At 40.7% G+C, this 21,229-nt stretch carries 14 protein-coding genes; 11 read left to right on the forward strand and 3 right to left on the reverse strand.

Annotation, left to right across the window (positions count from 1 at the left end; all coding sequences use genetic code 11):
• Window positions 1-1,320: an MFS transporter gene (locus AC0VYT_RS05455; RefSeq protein WP_005014775.1), complete on the reverse strand. Its 1,320-nt coding sequence runs from the start codon at window positions 1,318-1,320 to the stop codon at window positions 1-3.
• Window positions 1,321-1,490: 170 nt separating this feature from the next.
• On the opposite strand from AC0VYT_RS05455, the gene AC0VYT_RS05460 reads away from it, so the two are divergent.
• The 7 genes from AC0VYT_RS05460 (at window position 1,491) to AC0VYT_RS05490 (ending at window position 14,866) form a co-directional block, all read left to right on the forward strand.
• Window positions 1,491-4,247, forward strand: coding sequence for an autotransporter assembly complex protein TamA (locus tag AC0VYT_RS05460; RefSeq protein ID WP_005014774.1), 2,757 nt, complete (start codon window positions 1,491-1,493; stop codon window positions 4,245-4,247).
• Between the two features lie 29 nt (window positions 4,248-4,276).
• Window positions 4,277-8,791 (forward strand): translocation/assembly module TamB domain-containing protein, encoded by a 4,515-nt coding sequence (locus AC0VYT_RS05465; protein ID WP_005014773.1) that lies wholly within the window; start codon window positions 4,277-4,279, stop codon window positions 8,789-8,791.
• Between the two features lie 193 nt (window positions 8,792-8,984).
• Window positions 8,985-9,341, forward strand: coding sequence for a hypothetical protein (locus AC0VYT_RS05470; RefSeq protein ID WP_005014772.1), 357 nt, complete (start codon window positions 8,985-8,987; stop codon window positions 9,339-9,341).
• A gap of 92 nt (window positions 9,342-9,433) precedes the next feature.
• Window positions 9,434-9,793, forward strand: a complete 360-nt coding sequence (locus AC0VYT_RS05475) for a hypothetical protein (RefSeq protein ID WP_005014768.1) — start codon at window positions 9,434-9,436, stop codon at window positions 9,791-9,793.
• A 435-nt stretch (window positions 9,794-10,228) separates the two neighbouring features.
• Window positions 10,229-12,868 (forward strand): bifunctional aconitate hydratase 2/2-methylisocitrate dehydratase, encoded by a 2,640-nt coding sequence (locus AC0VYT_RS05480; RefSeq protein WP_005014764.1) that lies wholly within the window; start codon window positions 10,229-10,231, stop codon window positions 12,866-12,868.
• Window positions 12,869-12,999: 131 nt separating this feature from the next.
• The gene (locus AC0VYT_RS05485; protein WP_005014762.1) at window positions 13,000-14,244 is read left to right on the forward strand and encodes a PDDEXK-like family protein; all 1,245 of its coding nucleotides are present in this window, start codon (window positions 13,000-13,002) and stop codon (window positions 14,242-14,244) included.
• Window positions 14,245-14,647: 403 nt separating this feature from the next.
• Window positions 14,648-14,866: a hypothetical protein gene (locus AC0VYT_RS05490; RefSeq protein ID WP_034433134.1), complete on the forward strand. Its 219-nt coding sequence runs from the start codon at window positions 14,648-14,650 to the stop codon at window positions 14,864-14,866.
• A gap of 124 nt (window positions 14,867-14,990) precedes the next feature.
• On the opposite strand, the gene AC0VYT_RS05495 is transcribed toward AC0VYT_RS05490, so the two are convergent.
• Entirely contained in the window at window positions 14,991-15,476 is a 486-nt protein-coding gene (locus tag AC0VYT_RS05495; protein ID WP_005014761.1) for an Lrp/AsnC family transcriptional regulator, read from the reverse strand.
• A gap of 452 nt (window positions 15,477-15,928) precedes the next feature.
• On the opposite strand from AC0VYT_RS05495, the gene AC0VYT_RS05500 reads away from it, so the two are divergent.
• Genes AC0VYT_RS05500 through AC0VYT_RS05515 form a run of 4 tightly spaced genes read left to right on the forward strand, consistent with a single transcriptional unit; the run spans window position 15,929 to window position 19,543 of the window.
• Window positions 15,929-16,882 (forward strand): ABC transporter permease, encoded by a 954-nt coding sequence (locus tag AC0VYT_RS05500; protein ID WP_005014758.1) that lies wholly within the window; start codon window positions 15,929-15,931, stop codon window positions 16,880-16,882.
• Complete coding sequence (locus AC0VYT_RS05505; RefSeq protein WP_005014756.1) at window positions 16,875-17,837, forward strand: iron chelate uptake ABC transporter family permease subunit; 963 nt, start codon at window positions 16,875-16,877, stop codon at window positions 17,835-17,837. The genes AC0VYT_RS05500 and AC0VYT_RS05505 overlap by 8 nt, the downstream gene beginning before the upstream one ends.
• The gene (locus tag AC0VYT_RS05510; RefSeq protein ID WP_005014752.1) at window positions 17,822-18,586 is read left to right on the forward strand and encodes an iron ABC transporter ATP-binding protein; all 765 of its coding nucleotides are present in this window, start codon (window positions 17,822-17,824) and stop codon (window positions 18,584-18,586) included. Before AC0VYT_RS05505 ends, AC0VYT_RS05510 begins: the two co-directional genes overlap by 16 nt.
• A gap of 9 nt (window positions 18,587-18,595) precedes the next feature.
• Window positions 18,596-19,543, forward strand: a complete 948-nt coding sequence (locus tag AC0VYT_RS05515) for a siderophore ABC transporter substrate-binding protein (protein WP_005014751.1) — start codon at window positions 18,596-18,598, stop codon at window positions 19,541-19,543.
• 300 nt (window positions 19,544-19,843) lie between these two features.
• Here the strand turns inward: AC0VYT_RS05515 and AC0VYT_RS05520 are convergent, their stop codons facing one another.
• The gene (locus AC0VYT_RS05520) at window positions 19,844-21,052 is read right to left on the reverse strand and encodes an MFS transporter (RefSeq protein WP_005014749.1); all 1,209 of its coding nucleotides are present in this window, start codon (window positions 21,050-21,052) and stop codon (window positions 19,844-19,846) included.
• Between the last annotated feature and the right edge of the window lie 177 nt (window positions 21,053-21,229).

Genomic DNA, 21,229 nt, shown 5'->3' on the forward strand with positions numbered 1-21,229 from the left:
TTAATCCTCCAGGGAGTTTTGAGTATTTTCAAGCATCGGTTTTAGCCTGATCAACAGCCAAATGGTAAAAATAGCACTCAGTACCGCAGTGATGACAAAAAGTATTTTAATATCAATTTTAAGTATGCTTAAGATTAAAATAGAAAAGATGGCGGAACTTACCATAAAAACAGCATTTAATATGTTATTTGCTGCGACCACCCGGGCCCGGTGTGAGCGAGGTGAATAAGCCTGCATCATGGCATACAGCGGAACAATATAAAAACCGCCACTGATACCCAATAAAGTGACTGCTAGCATGACATGATAATAAACCCAGTCCTGATGGAAAAAATCACTCAAACTCAGCATTTCACCAGTACGTTCGGGTACAAATATCAGGCTGCCAGCAAGATAAAGTGCAAATATAGTCAGGCCCACTGCACCAACGGGCACCATTTTGATATTGACCTCACTACCACCGATCTTGCGGCACATTAACGAACCGACTCCAATGCCTACAGAGAAAAAGGTTAATAACAGGCTGACCACATTTTCAGAAGCGTGCAGATTTTGCTGGGTAAGCTGAGGAATTTGGGTCAGGTAAGTGGCGCCATAAAACCAGTACCATGAGTTGCCAAGCAAAATAGTAAAAATTAATGGCAGACTTTTAGCATATTGAATTGTTTGGAAACTGGTTCTAAAAAAATTCCAGTCAATCTGGAGATCAGGGGCAGATACTTTTTGAGGTAAAATAAAACGGCTGGTTAAATAGCCTAAGCAAGCAATAACTACTACTGTCAGGCTGATCCAAAATAGATTGCCTTGAGAAATTGAGATCACGGCGCCACCTAAAATCATACCCATTAAAATCGCGATCGAGGTACCGGATTGAAACAGGGCATTACCAGACATTAACTCTTGTGGTTTTAAGATTTCAGGCAGAATCGCGTACTTAATTGGACCAAAAAAGGTCGAGTGAGTGCCCATCATAAATAGTGCAAGTAACAATAACCATAGATTACCCATTAGAAAGCCTGCACTGCCAATTAGCATGATCATAATCTCGAGAATTTTAATCATACGAACCAGGCGTGAGCGTTCATAACGATCTGCAATTTGTCCGGCAGTTGCTGAAAAAATGAAGTAAGGCAAAATAAATAACAGGGCAGCTAAGTTATTTAGGGTACTGACCGGCACACCTTGCTGGTGAATCCACCCATAAGTAATAACTAATAATAATCCCTGTTTATAAATATTATCATTAAGGGCCCCGAAAAATTGAGTTAAAAACATCGGCAGAAAGCGGCGCGAGCGAAGAAGATGTTCTGGTTTTTCCATGGGCAATAAACTTCATTAGTTTTATTAAGAAATGTGTGTAAATAGTAAAACTCTAAGTAATTTCATGTATGATATTTTTAACCGTTGAGCCATGAAAAACGAACTGTTTTGCCTGATTTCCGGTTTATTTATTAGGAAATTTTTCCACTAAAATAAATTTAGAGTTTTACATGCCTGCAAAAATTAACTTTAAACAGTCAACTCTGACCCGGTCAATACACCGTATACTGAAAATAAATCATATCAATAAACTGGTCTATACAAATGTATTTTTAAGTATATTTACTGCCTCTGTCTATGCACAGGAGGAACCTATCCCGACTTACCGGCCAGAATCCAAGCCAGTATTAACCAGTCGTAGTGAGGCAAAAGGCCAGCCTGAAGATGATCAGGATGAGATAGCCGCTGCACCTTCCATGACAGAACAAGAATTACAAAAAGTAGTTGAAGAAAAGAAAGAAGAAATAACGCAGGATCAGAGCGTAAATCAGGACAGCTTAAGATTGCTGGAGCAGCAGACAGATCAGGATACTAACTCAGCCTTTAAACCCATAGAGTTTGAAGATCTTGAAGAGTATCCGGTCGAGCAGATTGACCAGAGTATGGCCAATGAAATTTACCGTGTCGCAGAAGAGGCAAAATCAGAGGCTCAAGCATTTCGTGCAGGTTTAAACCGTGCTCCGGAAACGGCTATTCCTGAGGCAAGCCAGCAGGAGCTGACGGCCATTAACCAGGCGCCTGTAAATGTTGACCAGTTAATGCAGCAAATTCAGTCAGATCGTGCAATTGTAGCAGAAATCAACGAATCAGGTCGTACATTGGCTGCACTGGATACCGGAAAAACTACGCCTAAAGATGCTGAAAAACCGAATATCTTCAAACGAGCCTTGTACCGGATTCGACCACCACGAGATATGAGTACAGCAGAAACAGTGCCACGGATTACCGCGACTGTTGAGGGTGCTCCTCCAGAGCTGGCTGCCAATATACGAGGAAAACTTTCCAGTTTTACCCAAGAGTCATTTGAGGACTTTAATAGTGCTTTACCACAATTACGCAGTCTCTCAAATCAGGCTGCGCAGGCGGTGGGTTACTATAACTCGACCTTTCGCTTTGATAAAGTAAGTGATAGCCGGGTAAGGGTATATGTCCAGCCGAATGAGCCGGTACGTATTACCGAGCAGGACATTGAAATTTCTGGGGAAGGTAGTGAACAGCCACAATTTCAGGTTATCGAGCTTATTCCCGATCAGGACGTTGGTGATATTTTTCATCATGGACTTTATGAAGAGACCAAACGCCGTATCACTGACGCAGCTAGCAATAACGGTTATTTCGATGCTTACTGGCGCCTGCATGATGTCAAAATCAGTCAGCCGCAGAATACGGCAGAAATCAATTTGCGTTATGAAACGGGTGACCGATATAGCCTGAAGAAACCTGTATTCCAGATGAGTGACCCTTCCAAACCCTTTCCGCTGGATGACGATATCTTACAGAGTATGGTTCCCTGGAAAGAAGGTGATGACTACACTTCCTGGCGTATTAACACGCTGGCAAACAACCTCACCAATGCGCGCTATTTTAACTATACCCTGGTCGATGCAGTAAAGCCAGATCCGATAGAAAAGCCGCTCGAACTTCCGCCAGATATACAGACTCTGCTTGACCAGCAGCAAATTTCTGAACAGACATTAACACAGGATCAGCAACGTAATAAAAATACTTCTGCGCAGGAAGTTACCCAGAACGTAGTCGATGAAAAACAGTTTGCCGGCACACAGCCAGATATACAACAAGCCTCACTGGCCCGTGAGCAACAGCAGGTCCAGGATGAGCGGGAAGCACAGCAGGAACAGTTACGTGAGCAGGCCCGTGCAGAAAGAAGCATTCCGGTTCTCATTACTTTAAATGCTGATAGTTTAAATAGTGTTGAAACTGGTATTGGTTATGGTAGTGACACAGGCGCGCGCCTGCGTACTCAGTATCGTCGTGCCATCGTGAATCGGCGTGGTCATGCTTTTGACAGTAATCTTGAAGTATCTAAAATCCGTCAAGCGCTTGATGGCCGTTATACGATTCCATATAACCATCCAACTGACGATTATATTAACCTGGTTGGTGGATATGAGCGTGAAGAGCGGGAAGATGTCGGTAAAGGCCTTAATCTGGATATTGAGTCAGCAGTTGCAGGCATAGACCGGATTATCAAAAATCCGCGAGGCCAGTGGCAACATACTTTTGGGGCCCGTTACCGTTTAGACCGGCTGAACCAGCGTGGAAATATCGTATCAGACAGCATACCAGATGCATTTCAGATCCCCGGTTCAAATCCTGAACAGCAGTCTTTACTATTTGGCTATGAAACCTCACGTCTTGACAGCGATGCACGGGTAAATCCAACTCGTGGTTTTAGACAAACCTATAAAGTGGAACTGGGTAGTAAAACCTTACTTTCTGATGCTGATATGGCACTGGTTAATGCTGGCTGGCGCTTTATTTATTCGCTAGGTGAAAATAATGATCATCAGTTCGTGGGGCGTGCTGATGTTGGTTATATTTTTACAGAAAATTTTGATCAGGTTCCCTATAATATTCGGTATTTTACCGGCGGTGACCAGAGCATTCGGGGCTTTGATTACAAGAGCCTGTCACCAGAAGAGTTTGGTTATAAAGTAGGTGGCCAGGCTTTAGCAACGACATCGCTAGAATATAATTACCAATTTAAAGATGGCTGGAGAGCAGCAGTATTTGCTGATGCTGGCAATGCTTATGATAAAGATTTTAATACACCGACCGCTTATAGCGCCGGTTTGGGTATCCGCTGGAGTTCACCGGTAGGACCGATACGTTTGGATGTCGCCGCAGGGCTTTCAGATGATAATATACCTATCCGGTTACATTTTTTTATTGGCCCACAACTTTAATAAATATATAAAATTTTCTCGGGAATATTATGGCTGATGCAGAACAGCGGGTAAATTCACCCGCTCCAGCACCTAAAAAAAATCATCGTAAACGTGTAATTCGTAGTGCACTTTTAGCTTTATTGATTGTGATACTGCTTTTGGCATCCGCATTGGGGATTATGTTTTCTACAGACCGCGGCAGTAAATTTTTACTGGACCGGGTGCTGGAGCGACAGACCTTTATTGTATATGAATATGAAGGTGGAAACTTACTGCGTGGCATTACACTGCGTAATATTCTGGTTAAAGTGAAACAGGTCGATGTCAAAATTGACCGCGCCGAGATTACTTTGGGATGGCGGGCAATACTGCAAAAAGAACTGCATTTGAATTATGCCGACGTGCGTAATTTACAGGTGATTAATAATAAACCTTCTGATGGTAAACCATTTGAATTTAAAGATATCAAGCTTCCTTTTGTACTTCGGGTAGATAATGGAACAGTTGACCATTTACTGATTAAAACCACCACCTCTGCAGTGGATTTTTATAATATTGAATTAAATGATGCTCTCTGGTCAGGTACTGAGCTGAACTTCGAGCGTTCACGTATGGATATGGGCTATTTAAGTCTGCGCAATGCAACAGGCCGGATTATCTTTTCAGGTAATTATCCATTAAATGCCATTGGCGATTTGAATATTCCCGCTTTAAGAAATAACCTTAATATTCATGATATTAAAATAGTAGCTAAGGGCAGTCTGGATAGTGTTCAGGCGGGTGTGGCCACTAATACTCCAGATTTGCTTACTGGCTGGGTAGTCTTGCATCCGGTACGTGAACACGTGCCTATGTTTGGTGAGCTACAGTTGAATAATTATCACTGGCCTTTAATGACCGAGCAGAAACTGTTCAGTGAAAAAGGCGTAGCAAAGTTTAATGGAGATATTAGACAGCTTGATCTAGATATAAATACCGATCTGAGCGGTAAAGATATTCCTAAAGGTCAATATAATGCCTTGATGAATACTGACTTGGTCAATCAGCTTAATATTACCAATTTAAATGGCCAGCTAATGGGCGGTTCAATTAACCTGGCAGGCAGAGTCGGTTGGGACGAACAGGTAACCTGGGATTTAAAAGGCCGTGCAGACCGTCTTAATCCAGATAATAAAATTTTGCCTCAAGCCGTACGAGATTTCTTGCCACCCTCTCTAGATACAAATCTTGCTTCTAGCGGTACACTGGAAAACGGGTTGCATGCTACCGGTCTTATAGACTTTGACCGTTATGAAACCTGGAATTTGAAACTGGACCAAAAAGCTGGGGAGACAGGACGTCCACAACCTATGTTGCTGGATGTGCGCTGGAATAATATTGATCGTGCCGTACCGTATGTGGGCTGGTTAAGCAGTGAATCCGGCCGCGTTAATCTGGCCTTGGTCGAAGGTCAGCAGAATATCCATGTGGCAACAGTAGTCCGCCGTAATGAAGAAGGTATGTTGCCACCGGGTCAATATAATGCTCAACTCAATCTGAAAAATAATATTCTCAATGTACCTGCGTTCAGCTATAAGGCAGCTCAAGGTGGTCTGAGTGGGCATGCCAAAGTTTTACTTCCGCATGAGAAGCGTCGGTTAAGCTGGAATGCTTTTATAAAAGCCCAGAACTTTAATCCGCAAACTGTTGTTGCCAGTGCACCTGTCAATTTATTAAATGGTTCAGTCAGCGGTAGCGGCTATGCACGGCCAAACCAGCAGATTATTCAACTTAAGAATATCAATCTGTCTGGTCGACTGGCCCAAAATCAGCAGGAAACTGTGCAGCTCAGTGGTAACAGTAATATTGCCTTGCTATTCCGGGATGAGAAGTCTGGCGGAGGGCTACGCGGTTTTGGTGTAAATTACGATGGTTCGCTTAATGCCTTTAACCAAGGTAAGGGCTTGTTGAAATTACGCATGTCAGGTACACCACAACTTATACGAATTAAAGAGCTGCAACACAAGGGAATAGCCGGACAAATACAGGCTAATGGTCTGCTTAATTTGAAAAATGGAATAAGCTGGGACCTGAATGCTTCATTAATCCGGTTTAAACCGCACTATTTTGTTTCTAGCGTTAAGGGTGAGTTGTCTGGAAATATCAAGACACAAGGGGTTTGGTCAGATACTTTAAAACGTATTAACCTTCAGAAACTAAATCTTGCAGGATTTATTAATAACCGGCCTGTACGAGGACGGGGCAATCTGGCGGTAGTCATTGACTCCAGGCAGCAAGGTCTTTTGCCTCAGCAGTTTGAAGCTAATAACCTGTTCCTGGCATATGGTAAAAATCAGGTACAGGCAACAGGTAATGCCCAGAACCTGAGAATCAAAATTAATGCACCTGCATTATATGAGCTATACAGCGGCTTACGTGGTCGTGCTTATGGGTATGTTAATTTACAGGCTCAACCCCGCTTAAGACTGACTACAAATCTGGTAGTGGATAATCTGGCACTGAACAATCTGTTCAGTATACGCAAGCTCTCGGTTCGAGGTGAGTTGCCATCTTCAGATACAGCACCTACAGTTTTAACTGGACGTCTTGAAAACCTGCGCCGTGGTGACCGAGAAATTCGTGAAGGAGTGATTCGGATTGCGGGTACCCGTAAAGCCCATGTAATGACAGCTGAGGCAAATAACCGCCATACCCGTTTCTTTGTACGTTTGGCAGGTGGTTTTAATGCACAAAATGACTGGTTAGGCCAGATACAGCAGGGAGATTTTAACTCTACACGTACACATCTGGTTCAGCAGCAAAATGCTCCGGTAATTTATTCGGCTACGCGTACTGAACTTTATGTTGGGCAGCATTGCTGGGCCAGTCAGCAAAGTCGATTATGTCTGGATCAACCTTTGCGTGTGAGTAAAACCAGAGGCAGTGCCTCACTGGTAACAACTAATCTTGATTTGAATGATTTTGCTGCATTTATGCCAGAAGGTCTGGCAGTTACCGGGAAACTGAATGGGTATGCAAGAGCATCATGGGCGCAAGGAACTAAACCGAAAATTGATGCGCGGCTGGTTACCCGAAATGGAGAAATCGGTATGGCTGCGGAAGATCCGCAGGAAGTATCGACGGCTGTACGTTATGATGAACTGAGTGTAATTGCCAAGAGTATCAGTGAAGGATTGCAATTACGTCTTGATGTAACCACCCCAGCAATTGGTACAGGTTATGCAAACGTGGTTATTAATCCTTATCAAACCCCGATGCCAATGCGTGGTGAAGTCGCTTTTGACCGGATTCAGCTCAGTGTGCTTAAGCCATTTATTCAGGATGTGCGTTCACTTAGTGGTACTTTATCACTTGCCGGAAAAATTGGCGGTTACTTGACCCAGCCAGAATTTAATGGAGATCTGCGCTTGAAAGACGGCGCTATCAGCATGATTTCACTGCCAGTAAATCTGACCAATATCCAGGTTTATTCAGCTATCCGTCAAGATCAGGCCACCATTAATGGCGCTTTCAACAGTGGCCGTGGAGTAGGCTCTTTAACGGGCAGTGTGGACTGGCGTAATGATCCGAGAATTCAACTCAGTTTGAAGGGTGAGAATCTGCTCATTCGTCAGGCTCCTCTGGTAACTGCTGTGGTGACTCCGGAAGTATCTTTAGATGTATTGCCAATGAGTAAACGTTTGACACTTAAAGGTAAGATTGATGTGCCGCGCGCGCTTATTTCTATGCCGGAATCCAGTGCGCCAGTAGTAAATGTATCTTCAGATGTTCGTGTAGTACAGGAAGGCCAGGATCAGCTTTCAATCCTGCGTTCAGCCCGTCCGTGGGATATCCGGGCCGATGTGCAGGTCAATCTGGGTGATCAGGTGATCTTCCAGGGCTTTGACAGTCGTATTCCACTGTTGGGCCGGGTTTATCTGACCCAGCGCGGTCTGGAGACTGCAATGAATGCTAATGGTGCCATCGGGGTGAGTCGTCAAGTAAAAATTGAAGCATATGGCCAGCGTCTGGACCTGAATCGGGCAATTGCACGTTTTAATGGTCCTCTATCTAACCCGTCACTTGATGTTGAAGCCAGTAAAAATGTTCAGGGGAGTACTGTCGGGGTACGTGTGACGGGTACAGCATCCAGTCCAAATATTCAGATTTATAATGATGCCGGACTTTCTGAGCAGGAAGCATTAAATGCGCTACTTACCGGGCGAATTAATGAAGGTACAACTGGTCTGAATAATGCAGAAGGCTTTAGATCCGATGTAAATAATACAATTGCAGCAGCGGGTATCAGTCTGGGGCTGGGCGGCACACGTGCCTTTACCAACCAGATTGGGCGTACTTTTGGTTTAAGTGGCCTGGCGCTAGATGCACAGGGCACCGGAGATGATACTCAAGTGAGCCTGACCGGTTATATTACGCCTGACCTTTATATCCGTTATGGAGTTGGGGTATTTACACCGGTTAATACACTTACCGTTCGTTACCAGGTGAATCGTCGCTTATACCTGGAGGCGAGCCAGTCGCTAGAACGTGCTATAGATCTATTTTATAACTGGCGTTTTTAATCTGTTTTCAAATATAGACAAACAGGACATTTTTTCGAAAATGTCCTGTTTTTTTTGCAAATTCTAAATGGTAAAAGTAAATGAAATTTCAAATATTTTTATCCACTATTTCGTACAATAACTTATTAAATAAGTTATATACTTAATATGAAAACAATAATGAAACCATAACAGAATAATCAGGAGAATGAGTATGCTCGTGATACGAAATCCCGGGGTGTATCGCATGCATCGTGCTGTAGCCATTTTGTATGTCGCAGCTATTTTCATCCTACTATTTTTTGTACTGTATTTTCCGCAGGTGCCTGAAAAGAAATATATTAATCTGGCTCTTATAGTGTTGCTGGTTATGCTGGCACTGGCTCATGTCCGAGCCGCAATTGAAGTCAAATATGGCACAGATTATGGTCGGCGCCTGTCTCGCTTACTTGGTATTATTCTACTTTTTAGTTTTCCCATTGGTACGGCTATTGGTATCTATATATTAATCAAAACGAAAGCACAGTACTGGCAACCTTATAATGCCCGGTACTTAAGTTATGGTGATTAACTCTAAATGATCAGGGCTTCGGCTTTTGAGGGCTAAATGCTCGCTATATAGCATTGAAGTTGGGTATGATACGGGCCAAGAGGAGAGTGCAGATGAAGAAAATTATTGTAATAGGTACTGCTTTACTTTTGGCTGCCTGTAGCGAAAAACCCCCTTTAACGCCTGAGCAGCAGTGGCAAGGCTTTTGTACCAGTCTAGGTAATGCTGCACGTTCAATCATGCTAGACCGCCAGTCTGGGATTGATAAAGCTCAGGCACTGGAGCATGCTAACCGTGTGGAAGATCCACTAATCAAAGAAATGATTCTTAAAATTCTGGATCAGGCTTATCTTCAGCCAAGAGTTGAGGGTAAGCAGGCAAAACTTGATGTACAAGAAAAATTTAAACAGCAGGCCTATGAACAGTGCCTGAGTACACCACATGACCGGATGCCACAATATAAAAAACTATAACTTATATCTAACTTTATAAAATAGCCCAAGCATTTTGAGTAAAATGCTTGGGCCCGTTAGCAATGCTTAGATTAAATCTTGAAAATAAAACCAGCTTTAAATGTATTTATTGAAAGCAAAATGCACAGTTAATTTTCAGAAATTGCCAACCCGACTAAAGATAATTGGAGAAAAGAATTTTTCTTCACTTTAACCTTCTATACTGTCATCTGACGACGGTCAAAATTTTAGTAGAGACAGATGCTCAAGATTCAAGACACTTGAGAGATTATATGAATAACATTTAGTTATAAAATAATGGGCATCACAAAGAAACACTTTACTTGCATTAACTTTTATCGGGAATTTTAGTAAAATTTTACAGTCCATATTATTTGTGAAGCTTTGAAGAAGCTGGAATTCACAAGTAATTTTTTAAAAAAGAGGAATTACACCGTGCTAGAAGCTTACCGCCAACACGTTGAAGAACGTGCCGCACTCGGAATCCCACCGAAGCCACTTGACGATACTCAAACAGCTGAGCTGGTTGAATTGTTAAAAAATCCACCTGCTGGTGAAGAAGCATACCTGGTTGACTTGATTGAAAACCGAGTTCCCGCAGGTGTTGACCAGGCAGCTTATGTAAAAGCTGCTTTCTTGGCTGCCGTGGCAAAAGGTGAAGCGACCTCTCCATTAATTTCTAAAGAGCGTGCAGTTTACCTGTTAGGTACAATGCTTGGCGGTTATAACGTAGCCCCTTTAGTTGAATTACTTGATGATGCTGAACTGGCTGAACTGGCTGCCGAAGCACTGAAAAAAACTCTTCTTGTATTTGATGCATTCCATGACGTGGCAGATAAAGCTAAAGCTGGAAATGCAAATGCAAAAGCAGTTTTACAATCTTGGGCAGATGCTGAATGGTTTACTAGCCGTAAAGATGTTCCTGAAGAAATCAAAATTACTGTATTTAAAGTAACAGGTGAAACCAACACTGATGACCTGTCTCCAGCACAGGATGCCTGGAGCCGTCCAGACATTCCATTACATGCAAATGCAATGCTGAAGAATGAACGTGACGGTATCAACCCTGAAAAACAGGGTGAAGTTGGTCCATTAAGCCAGATTAAAGACCTGATCGCTAAAGGCAACCAGGTTGCGTATGTAGGTGACGTAGTTGGTACAGGTTCAAGCCGTAAGTCTGCAACTAACTCTGTGCTTTGGTTCTTTGGTGAAGAAATTCCGCACATTCCAAACAAAAAAGATGGTGGCGTGTGCTTAGGTGGTAAAATTGCTCCTATTTTCTTTAACACGATGGAAGATGCTGGTGCATTACCAGTTGAGATCGATGTTTCTGAAATGAACATGGGCGATGAAATCGTTCTTAAAGTCAATAAAGACGAAGCTAAAGTTACTGCGTTCAAAAATGGCGAACAAATCGCTGAATCTGAACTGAAAACTCCAGTACTTCTAGATGAAGTACGTGCAGGCGGCCGCATCAACCTGATTATTGGCCGTGGCTTGACAGCGAAAGCACGTGAAGCATTGGGCCTTGGTCCTTCTACACTGTTCCGTACGCCTGTACAGCCAGCAGATACTGGTAAAGGCTTTACACTAGCCCAGAAGATGGTAGGTCGCGCTTGTGGTCTTCCAGAAGGTGAAGGTGTTCGTCCGGGTACTTACTGTGAACCGAAAATGACGACTGTAGGTTCTCAGGATACAACTGGTCCTATGACTCGTGACGAGTTAAAAGACTTGGCTTGTTTAGGTTTCTCTGCTGACTTGGTCATGCAGTCTTTCTGTCACACAGCTGCGTATCCAAAACCAGTAGACGTACAGATGCAGCATACGCTTCCGGACTTCATCATGAACCGTGGCGGTGTTTCTCTGCGTCCAGGTGACGGTATTATCCACTCTTGGCTAAACCGTATGCTTCTTCCAGATACTGTAGGTACTGGCGGTGACTCACATACCCGTTTTCCAATCGGTATTTCATTCCCGGCGGGTTCAGGTCTGGTAGCATTTGCTGCTGCAACTGGTGTAATGCCTCTTGACATGCCAGAGTCTGTACTGGTGAAATTTAAAGGCAAAATGCAGCCTGGTATCACTCTACGTGACCTAGTACATGCAATTCCTTACTATGCAATTCAGGCAGGTGACCTGACTGTCGAGAAGAAAGGTAAGAAAAATATTTTCTCTGGCCGTATTCTTGAGATCGACCTGTCAGAAATGGAAAATGACCTGACTGTTGAACAGGCATTTGAACTTTCCGATGCTTCTGCTGAGCGTTCTGCTGCTGGCTGTGCGATCACGCTTTCTGAAGAGAAAGTTGCTGAATACCTTCGTTCAAATATCACCATGTTAAAATGGATGATTTCTGAAGGTTATGGCGATGCTCGTACTATGGCACGCCGTGTTGAAAACATGGAAAAATGGCTTGCTAACCCAAGCTTGCTTAAAGCAGATGCTGATGCTGAATATACTAAAGTATATGAAATTGACCTGGCTGATATCAAAGAACCTATTCTTTGCTGTCCGAACGATCCAGATGATGCAAAACTGCTTTCTCAGGTACAAGGTGACAAGATTGATGAAGTATTCATCGGTTCTTGTATGACCAATATCGGTCACTTCCGTGCAGCAGGTAAACTTCTAGACAAAGTACCTGGTGGTTCTTTATCTACTCGTCTGTGGCTGGCTCCTCCAACTCGTATGGATGAACGTCAGTTAATGGAAGAAGGGTTCTACAACACTTATGGTAAAGCTGGCGCACGTACTGAAATGCCAGGCTGTTCACTGTGTATGGGTAACCAGGCACGTGTAGCACCAAATACTACTGTTGTTTCAACATCTACCCGTAACTTCCCGAACCGTCTGGGTCAGGGTGCAAATGTTTACTTGGCTTCTGCTGAGCTGGCGTCTGTGGCTGCTGTACTGGGTAAACTTCCTACACCGGAAGAATATCAGCAGTATGCTTCTCAAATTGATAGCATGGCAGCAGATATTTATAAGTATCTGAACTTTGATCAAATGTCTGACTATACATCTGAAGCAAGCAAGGTTGACACTAAAAAGATCTCTGCTGCTCAATTGACTTAATAAGCGAGAGGGAAAAGTCGAAAGACGTTTCCCAAGTGTAAAAGCAATGCACTGATTTTCTTTGAAAATTAAGATAAGATGAGTTAAAAATAAGGGCTGAGTAATCAGCCCTTATTTTTTTGAGTAGGTAAATGAACAGTAAAATTAGTCAGATCATTCAGTCCACTCTAAATATTCTAGAAGAAAACAATAGTCATGGTAATAACTTCAATCTATTAAAAATCTGTGGAGTATCAAATAGTGAAGTATTCACCCATACTCCAATTTTGAAAGAGTTATTAGATCCTGAGGGAACACATGGGCAAAAAGATATATTCTTAAAAAGTTTTGTAGAGTTTTTTAAATTAGATTTTAAGATTAGAGGTAATATAAAAACAAAAAAGGAGCAAAGATTTAATGATTATGGCCAGATTGATTTAATGATTGAAAATGAAGAGCAGATAATTATTCTGGAAAATAAAATTTATGCTGTCGATCAATCTAAACAATTACAAAGATATTTTAACTTTTGTAAAAATTATGCTAAAAAGCAACCATTATTGATTTATTTAACATTATTTGGAAATGAGCCAAGTTTTTCTTCATTAGGTAATATTAAAAAAGTTGATAATAAATATTTAATTCAAACTAATAATGAGTTAATTAATGTAAATTTAAGATGTTTAAGCTATAAGATAGATATTATTTCATGGCTTGAGGATATTAAGTCTCAATTTAATCACCTAATAAATCTTCAGTCAGCTCTTAATCAGTATATTAATTTACTAAGAATATTGACTAATGAGCTGGTAACTGTAAATAAAGAATTAAAAAATATGTTATTAGAAATGACACCCAACGAACTTCAGGCGATTAAGCAAATCTCTAATCAATTTAACAGTAGTAATTATAGAGGAGACTTACTTTTTAAATTATTTGCATATTTTGAACATAAATTTATTGAAACAGGAAATTATGAAATATCTCCTGAATTCCAAGATATACATTATACATTTAAAAATTGCCAACAATGGTTTAAGCAGCTTAGTAATCTTAATCCAGAAAGTAAAAGGAATGTTATTGGTTGTGTATTAAGAAGCAAAAAAAATCTTCATGTTACTTTTTTGTTTGTAGCAGCTAAAGATAATTTACATTATGGGATCACGTTATCAGAAGAGTGTCATTTTAATTTAAATGATCTAGAACGTCTACTACCAACATGGGGGCAAGCTAAACAATGGAAAAAAATCCCTGATGGTCTGATTAGCAAAGGTATAGAAAATCTAAGAAATTTTTCTGGTGATGCATTTAAATTATTGGCTGTTAAAGATAATAATTTTCTAGATAATTTTATTAAGGATAGGTTGCAGGAGATGGATATTATTCTAAAGCTATAAAAATAAGAATTTTTTAGTATTATTAAAATCAAATTATTAGTATTCCATATATATGTCAAGTATTAATCTAATTGATAATGCTTATACATATATATGTGGAATATTCAGCGGACCTTAAGCTTAAGAAGAAACTTCATAAGTTTAAATATGATGAAATTCCTCGCAGGAGAATAATTTATAACAATCAAGTGAATAAACTATATGACTATATAGAGATTAGGCTTAAAAAAGAGAGTCACTCGGAAATTTACTGATTTTTTAGAGTTAAATTTTGAGCATATTTTTTAAAAAAGGGTTCACACTATAAAATTTGAAGTTAATTGATATTTTCTATATTAATATAATCTTTCCAAGATAGGCAATAAGTTATTAAATTTCCTTAAATATGCTAGTTTAAAAGAGAATGTCTAAACAATCCCGCTTCCTCTGCATCGGCGGTTTCCTCAATGGAACCCAAGTCAAAGACCAAGGTGACAGCTTCGTCTGCGTCGAAAATGGTAAACAAGTGACTTACCATAAAAAGGAAATTTTTCATCAAGACGCTTGGAATCATGACTATTACATCTGTGAAGCTACTACAAACCAACAGGCCAAAAACTGGGTCTACGACATTGAAAGCTGAGCTGAAATTTTAGAGATTAAAAAGCCCTATAATGAGAAGCTGCTTACATAAGGTACTTCTCTGTTATTAAAAATAGTAAAATATACATAGCTTAAATATACGAGATAGCTTTTTAGCCTTTAATTTATTCAATCATGAGTAAATCTGCATTATTTGCCAGTTTTAGAGGACGTAAAGCAAAAATTGAACGGGTATGACGAACCCCCTTCATAGAATATAAATTTTTACGCAAGAAACGCTCATAGTGTTCCGAGTTTTTAACTGCTACTTTGACCAGATAATCATAATCGCCAGTTACCAGATGTGCTTCAACGACTTCAGGCATATTCGCTAAGGCCTCACTAAACTGGTCCAGAATTTCATCATCATGCCGTTCAAGTGTAATTTCGATAAAGAACAGCTCATTAATACCAATGGCTTTAGGATTAATATTGGCAGTATAGCCTTCAATAATTTTTAAAGATTCAAGGCGTTTAAGCCGAGTCCAGCAAGGTGAAGAAGAAAGTCCAACTTGTTCAGCTAGCTGAGCGATAGTTAAACGGCCGTCCTGTCTTAAAGCCGATAAAATTTTTCGGTCTATTTTATCTAATGTGTAATCTGTACTGGTCAAAATTCAAACTATAGAAAATTATTCTGTTAATACTCAATATACTTCATTTTTGTACTGCATATAAGCAAAAGTAATAGGAAATTCGGGAGATATTTTGTAAAATTTAACGATACACTATTGTCATAAAATCAGAGTCAATTGGGTAAAGGCTTTGATTAAACTTATAGCTCTTTTAAATAAGGGTGATTTAAAAGGGCTATGAGTTTCTCTAACTAATTTTATAGAATTAAAAACTTAAAATATAATTTAATAAAATTAATAATTACAAACTTAAACAAAACTGTCTTCGAGTTTAAATTAATTTAAATTTTTGATAATAATAATAATTTTTTATATAAGTAGTATATTCTTAAAATTTAAAATATAAATAATAAAGATAATTATTATCATTTGTGATATTTTCTTAGTTACTCCGCTCTTTTTGCTTTAACTTCGCATGTTATTTCCCTGCCATGATTAAACGTCGTTACCTGTTTCTTTTGCTTGTTCCTCTTGCTGTTATTTCGTTATTTACAGGTGTGGGAGAAATGAATATTGCCGGATTGCTAGCAGGAAATATTCATGAATGGCAATTATTCTGGACCAGCCGTTTGCCACGCTTAATGGCCATTTTAGTTGCAGGTGCAGGGCTGAGTGTTTGTGGGCTGATTATGCAGTCGCTCAGCCGGAACCGTTTTGTTTCCCCAACTACAGCCGGTCTTTATGATTGTGCCCGGTTAGGTGTTCTCATCTCGATTATCCTGCTGCCAGCCGCTTCTATCTTTATTAAAACCGGTTTTGCAATTTTAGTTACATTGATCGGTGCATTGATTTTTATGAGCATTCTAGCCACACTCAAGCATCGGGATACCGTTTTTGTTCCTCTGGTTGGTATGATCTTTGGCAGTATCATTTCTGCATTTACGACTTTTATCGCTTTGCAAATGGACTTGCTACAAAATCTGGCGGGGTGGTTACAGGGAGACTTTTCAACCATTCTAAATGGTCAATATGAGCTGATCTATTTAAGTGTACCCATTTTAATAGTGAGTTATTTTCTGGCCAACCGCTTTGTCCTGGCAGGTATCGGGGAAGACTTTGCAACTAATTTAGGTCTCAATTATAAACAGACCTTATTTTTAGGACTAATTCTGGTATCTGTCATTACTGGTGTAGTCATCGTCACAGTTGGAGCTATCCCATTCTTAGGTTTGATTGTTCCCAATATTGTAAGTCTGTATCTCGGAGATAACATCCGCAAGACTTTATCGCATACTGCAATTTTAGGGGCTTTACTGGTACTGGTCTGTGATCTGTTTGGACGTATAGTTATTTACCCGTACGAAGTTTCAGTAAGCCTGATTATGGGTGTACTGGGCAGTGTGCTTTTCTTGTGGCTCTTGCTACGGAGGTACCGTTATGCATAACCGTACCAAACTGATGGTTTTGAGCATTGCTGTAATCATTATGGTTACCTTGTATCTCGGCTGGAATCTGGGCACAGGCTGGCAGTTTGCTGTGAAGCTCCGTTTAAAGACAATCATGGCAATTATTGTTGCTGGCATAGCGGTTGGGGTATCTACTTTAGTGTTTCATACTATTGTAAATAACCGCGTAGTGACTCCTCAGGCATTAGGTTTAGACAAGCTATATGAGCTGTCTAAAACCATAATCATTTATTTCTTTGGTGCAAGTACCTTACTGTCAATAAATTTTGTGACTGACTACCTGATTAGCCTGCTATTAATGGTCAGTTTTGCGCTCTTGCTTTACCGTTTTATTTTTCAGAAAGTCGCGCAACAGAATATCTACTTTCTACTTTTGGTTGGCCTGATCTGTTCAACATTGTTTGACAATATGATCACCTTTTTTCAGGTATTGCTCGATCCGGATGAGTTCCAGATAGCTGCTTATGCCGGTTTTGCCAGTTTTAACATAGTGAAAATGGAAACCGTAGGGTTAGCTGTACTCACTATTTTACCAATTTTACTTTATAGCTTTAAACACCATCACCGGCTGAACGTTATGGCACTGGGCCGTGACCATGCTCTTAATCTGGGGCTAGATTACGATAAAACCAGCCGTATTTTGCTGATTTTGGTAGTTCTGGCGCTGGCCTCAGCAACTGCGCTGGCTGGACCTATGATGTTTCTGGGACTGTTGGTACTCAATATTACCTTAGAACTTTTTAAAACCCATCAGCATTATATTCTGCTGCCTGGCATCATTCTGGTCAGTATCCTGTCTCTGGTTATTGGGCAGTTTATTGTCCTGCATGTGTTGAATTTTAAAACGACGCTGAGTGTCATTATTAATTTTGTCGGTGGAATTTATTTCTTCTGGATTTTGTTGAAGGAAAATAAAAAATGGCAATTGAGCTGAAAACTTTAAGCAAAAGCTATCACGGGCAGAGGGTGGTAAATGATGTGTCGCTTACTATTGCCAAAGGACAGTTCACTGCTTTTATCGGGCCAAATGGGGCAGGCAAAAGTACTTTGCTATCAATGATTAGCCGTTTGACTCAGGTTGATACCGGCGACATTCTGCTCGATAGCCAGAATATACAGCAAATGAAAAGTACCGAGATTGCTAAAAAGCTGGCAATTCTTAAACAGTCCAATCATACGGAATTACGTTTAAGTATTGAAGATTTAGTGGCTTTTGGCCGTTTTCCCTATTCACAGGGCCGCTTAAAAGCTGAAGACCAAAAGATTATTGATCAGGCAATCGCCTACATGGAACTAGAACCGTTACGGCATAAACAGCTGAGTGAACTTTCAGGTGGTCAGCGCCAGCGAGCTTATATCTCTATGGTTCTGGCACAGGATACAGATTATATCCTGCTGGATGAACCTTTAAACAATCTTGACATGAAGCACTCTGCACAAATTATGCGGGTACTGAAAGACTTGGCGGTGAATCATGGCAAGTCAATTGTTGTGGTAATACACGATATTAATTTTGCCTCGGTCTATGCCGACCAGATTATTGCCATGAAAGATGGACAGTTACTTTATCAGGGCACACCAGAACAGATTATGCAGGAAAATGTACTACAGCATATTTTTGATTTTGCCATTCCAATTCAGCAAGTTCAGCAACACAAACTTGGTCTGTACTTTATTAGCTAGGAGATAGATATGTTTTTTAACAAGAAGGTACTCGCCATTGCCTTGGCCGCTGTGGTTACTGCATGCAGCAATTCCAATATACCTTCTGAAGGTACAACACAAGCGCAGAGTGCAGATACCTTAAGTTTTAGCAGCAAGGCAGGTAATATTGATGTACCGGCTAATCTTTCAAAAATTGCAGTATTGGATACCAATGCATTAAATACCATTCATGAACTAGGAGCAGATGAGAAGGTGGTAGCTTTACCTAAAGGTACACCTTTACCAGCAGTATTAAACAAGTTTAATGACCAAAAATATGCAGATGTCGGTACAGTAAAAGAACCGAACCTGGAACGAATTGCAGCCAGCCAGCCACAACTGATCCTGATGAGTGGCCGAATGGAAAATCTGGTTGATCAGATCAAACAGATTGCACCTACCTATTTTGTTGATATTGACTATAAAGACCAATTTAACTCTTTTAAACAGCAAACGCTGAATATTGCTCAAATGGTAGGTAAAACAGCGGAGGCTGAAAAGGAACTGGCCGAGCTGGAACAGGATATTGCTGAAATTAAACAAAAGACTAAAGGCAAGACTGCTCTGATCGTGCTGGTCAATAATAATAAAATTGCTGCCTATGGCCCGGGTTCACGTTTTGGTAATATCCATGATCTGTACGGTTTCACTCCAGCTGATCCATCTATTAAAGTAGGGTTACATGGCATGGCAATTTCACATGAATTCATTGCACAGAAAAATCCGGATTATCTATTCGTGATTGACCGCGGCGCAGCTATTACCGACAAAAAGGATGGTGCAAAACATATTCTGGACAATAATATTGTGAACCAGACCAAAGCTGCTAAAAATGGACACATTGTATATCTGGACTCAAGCAACTGGTATTTAATGAATGGCGGACTGGGCGGTATGAAAGATATGCTGAAAGAAGTCGAAACTGCCTTAAAATAAGCTGTCTAAATTTAAAGCAAGAGTGCCAGTCAAGTCATCTTCACAAGTTATTTTTAAAAGTTAAGTGATAAAAAAGCCCCGCAGTGCGGGGCTTAGTCGTATATAGATCGTGCTATATACTGTATGAGGCTCATCTCAAACTGCCTGCATTAAAACATAATTTAAGTTAGCTAGCGAGAATTTTCAGCTAAAAATTAATTTGATATCATTGCAAAATAACTTTTGAATTAAAAGGGACAGCTGCATACAAGCTCTGTCTTATAGAGGCGAAAAATTGACCGCTATTTAAGCAGGTCATTTTTAACTGGTCTCTAAGAGTTTTTGTTTCTTTTCAACAGCGAAAGCAAACAATAAAATAATTAAACCGCCAAGACTGAGCACGAATCCAACCCAGACAGGTGCTAGCCAGCCCATACCATGACTCAGTACACAGCCTCCTAAAAAGGCGCCCAAAGCATTTGCCAGATTAAAAGCAGAATGGTTCAGGGATGCCGCAACGGCTTGTGCTTCACCAGCAACGTCCATCAGACGGGTTTGTAAAGTTCCACCTAAGCCCATAACAGTCAGGCCGATGAGAAATAGAGCTAGAAACGCAGTATATAGATCAGAAAGCATAAAACTGGCTAACACGAAAGCTAAAGCTGAACTAACCAGAATACCAACAATAGTTTTATTTAAATACCGGTCTGCCAGCCAGCCTGCAACCAGACCGCCAATGACCATTCCTGCTCCCCAGATTGCTAATGCTACAGGCACCACTTTAATATTTGCGCCAGTATACTCAGTCAGAATGGGCGAAACATAACTATAAACCGAGAACATCCCCCCGAAACCGATTGCACCGACGCCTAGTGTCAACCACATCTGAACATTTTTAAGTCCGGCCAGTTCTGTCTTAATACTCGCTGTAGCCTGAACCTGAATTTTTGGAATATAGAGTATGACCACTGCTACAGTTAAAAAAGCAATCAAGGCAGAGAATTCAAAACCGGTGCGCCAGCCAAACTGCTGACCTAGCCAGGTTGCCAAGGGTACGCCAACCACTGTTGCCAGAGTAAGCCCTAACATCATTTGTGCAACTGCCGAAGCACGACGCGAAGGACCGGCCAGCTCTGCTGCGACCAGAGCACCCACACCAAAATAAGCCCCATGCGGTAAACCAGCAATAAAACGTGACAGCATGACAGTTTCAGTACTATGCGCTAAAGCAGTCAATCCATTCGCTATCCCATAAAATAGCATTAAACCTATTAATAATATTTTACGTGGCATCCGGGCGCCTAAAATCGCGATTACCGGCGCACCAATGGTTACGCCTAACGCATAAGCACTAATAAAATACCCGGCAGCTGGAACAGAAATGTTGAGATCTGCTGCAATTTCCTGAATCAGGCCCATAGCAACAAACTCAGTCGTACCAATACAAAATCCGCCAAGTGCTAAAGCGAAAATGGCAAGAAAGAGCGAATAAGATTTTTTTTCGACAGGAGAGTCTTCTACTAGAGGCATAACTACTTAAAAAAATAACAAAAACGCGAATTATAAGGAAAAATAGGTAAAAAATATAAAAAAATAAAAAATCACTTCATATTTAGGTACTATTTTATCTATATATGAGAGTTTATTAATGAGTTTGATCAAGTCAGTAGGGAACTATTAAGTATTTAACGTATCTAACAGAAATAT

It is taken from the genome of Acinetobacter sp. QJM3NY_42 (assembly GCF_056173745.1).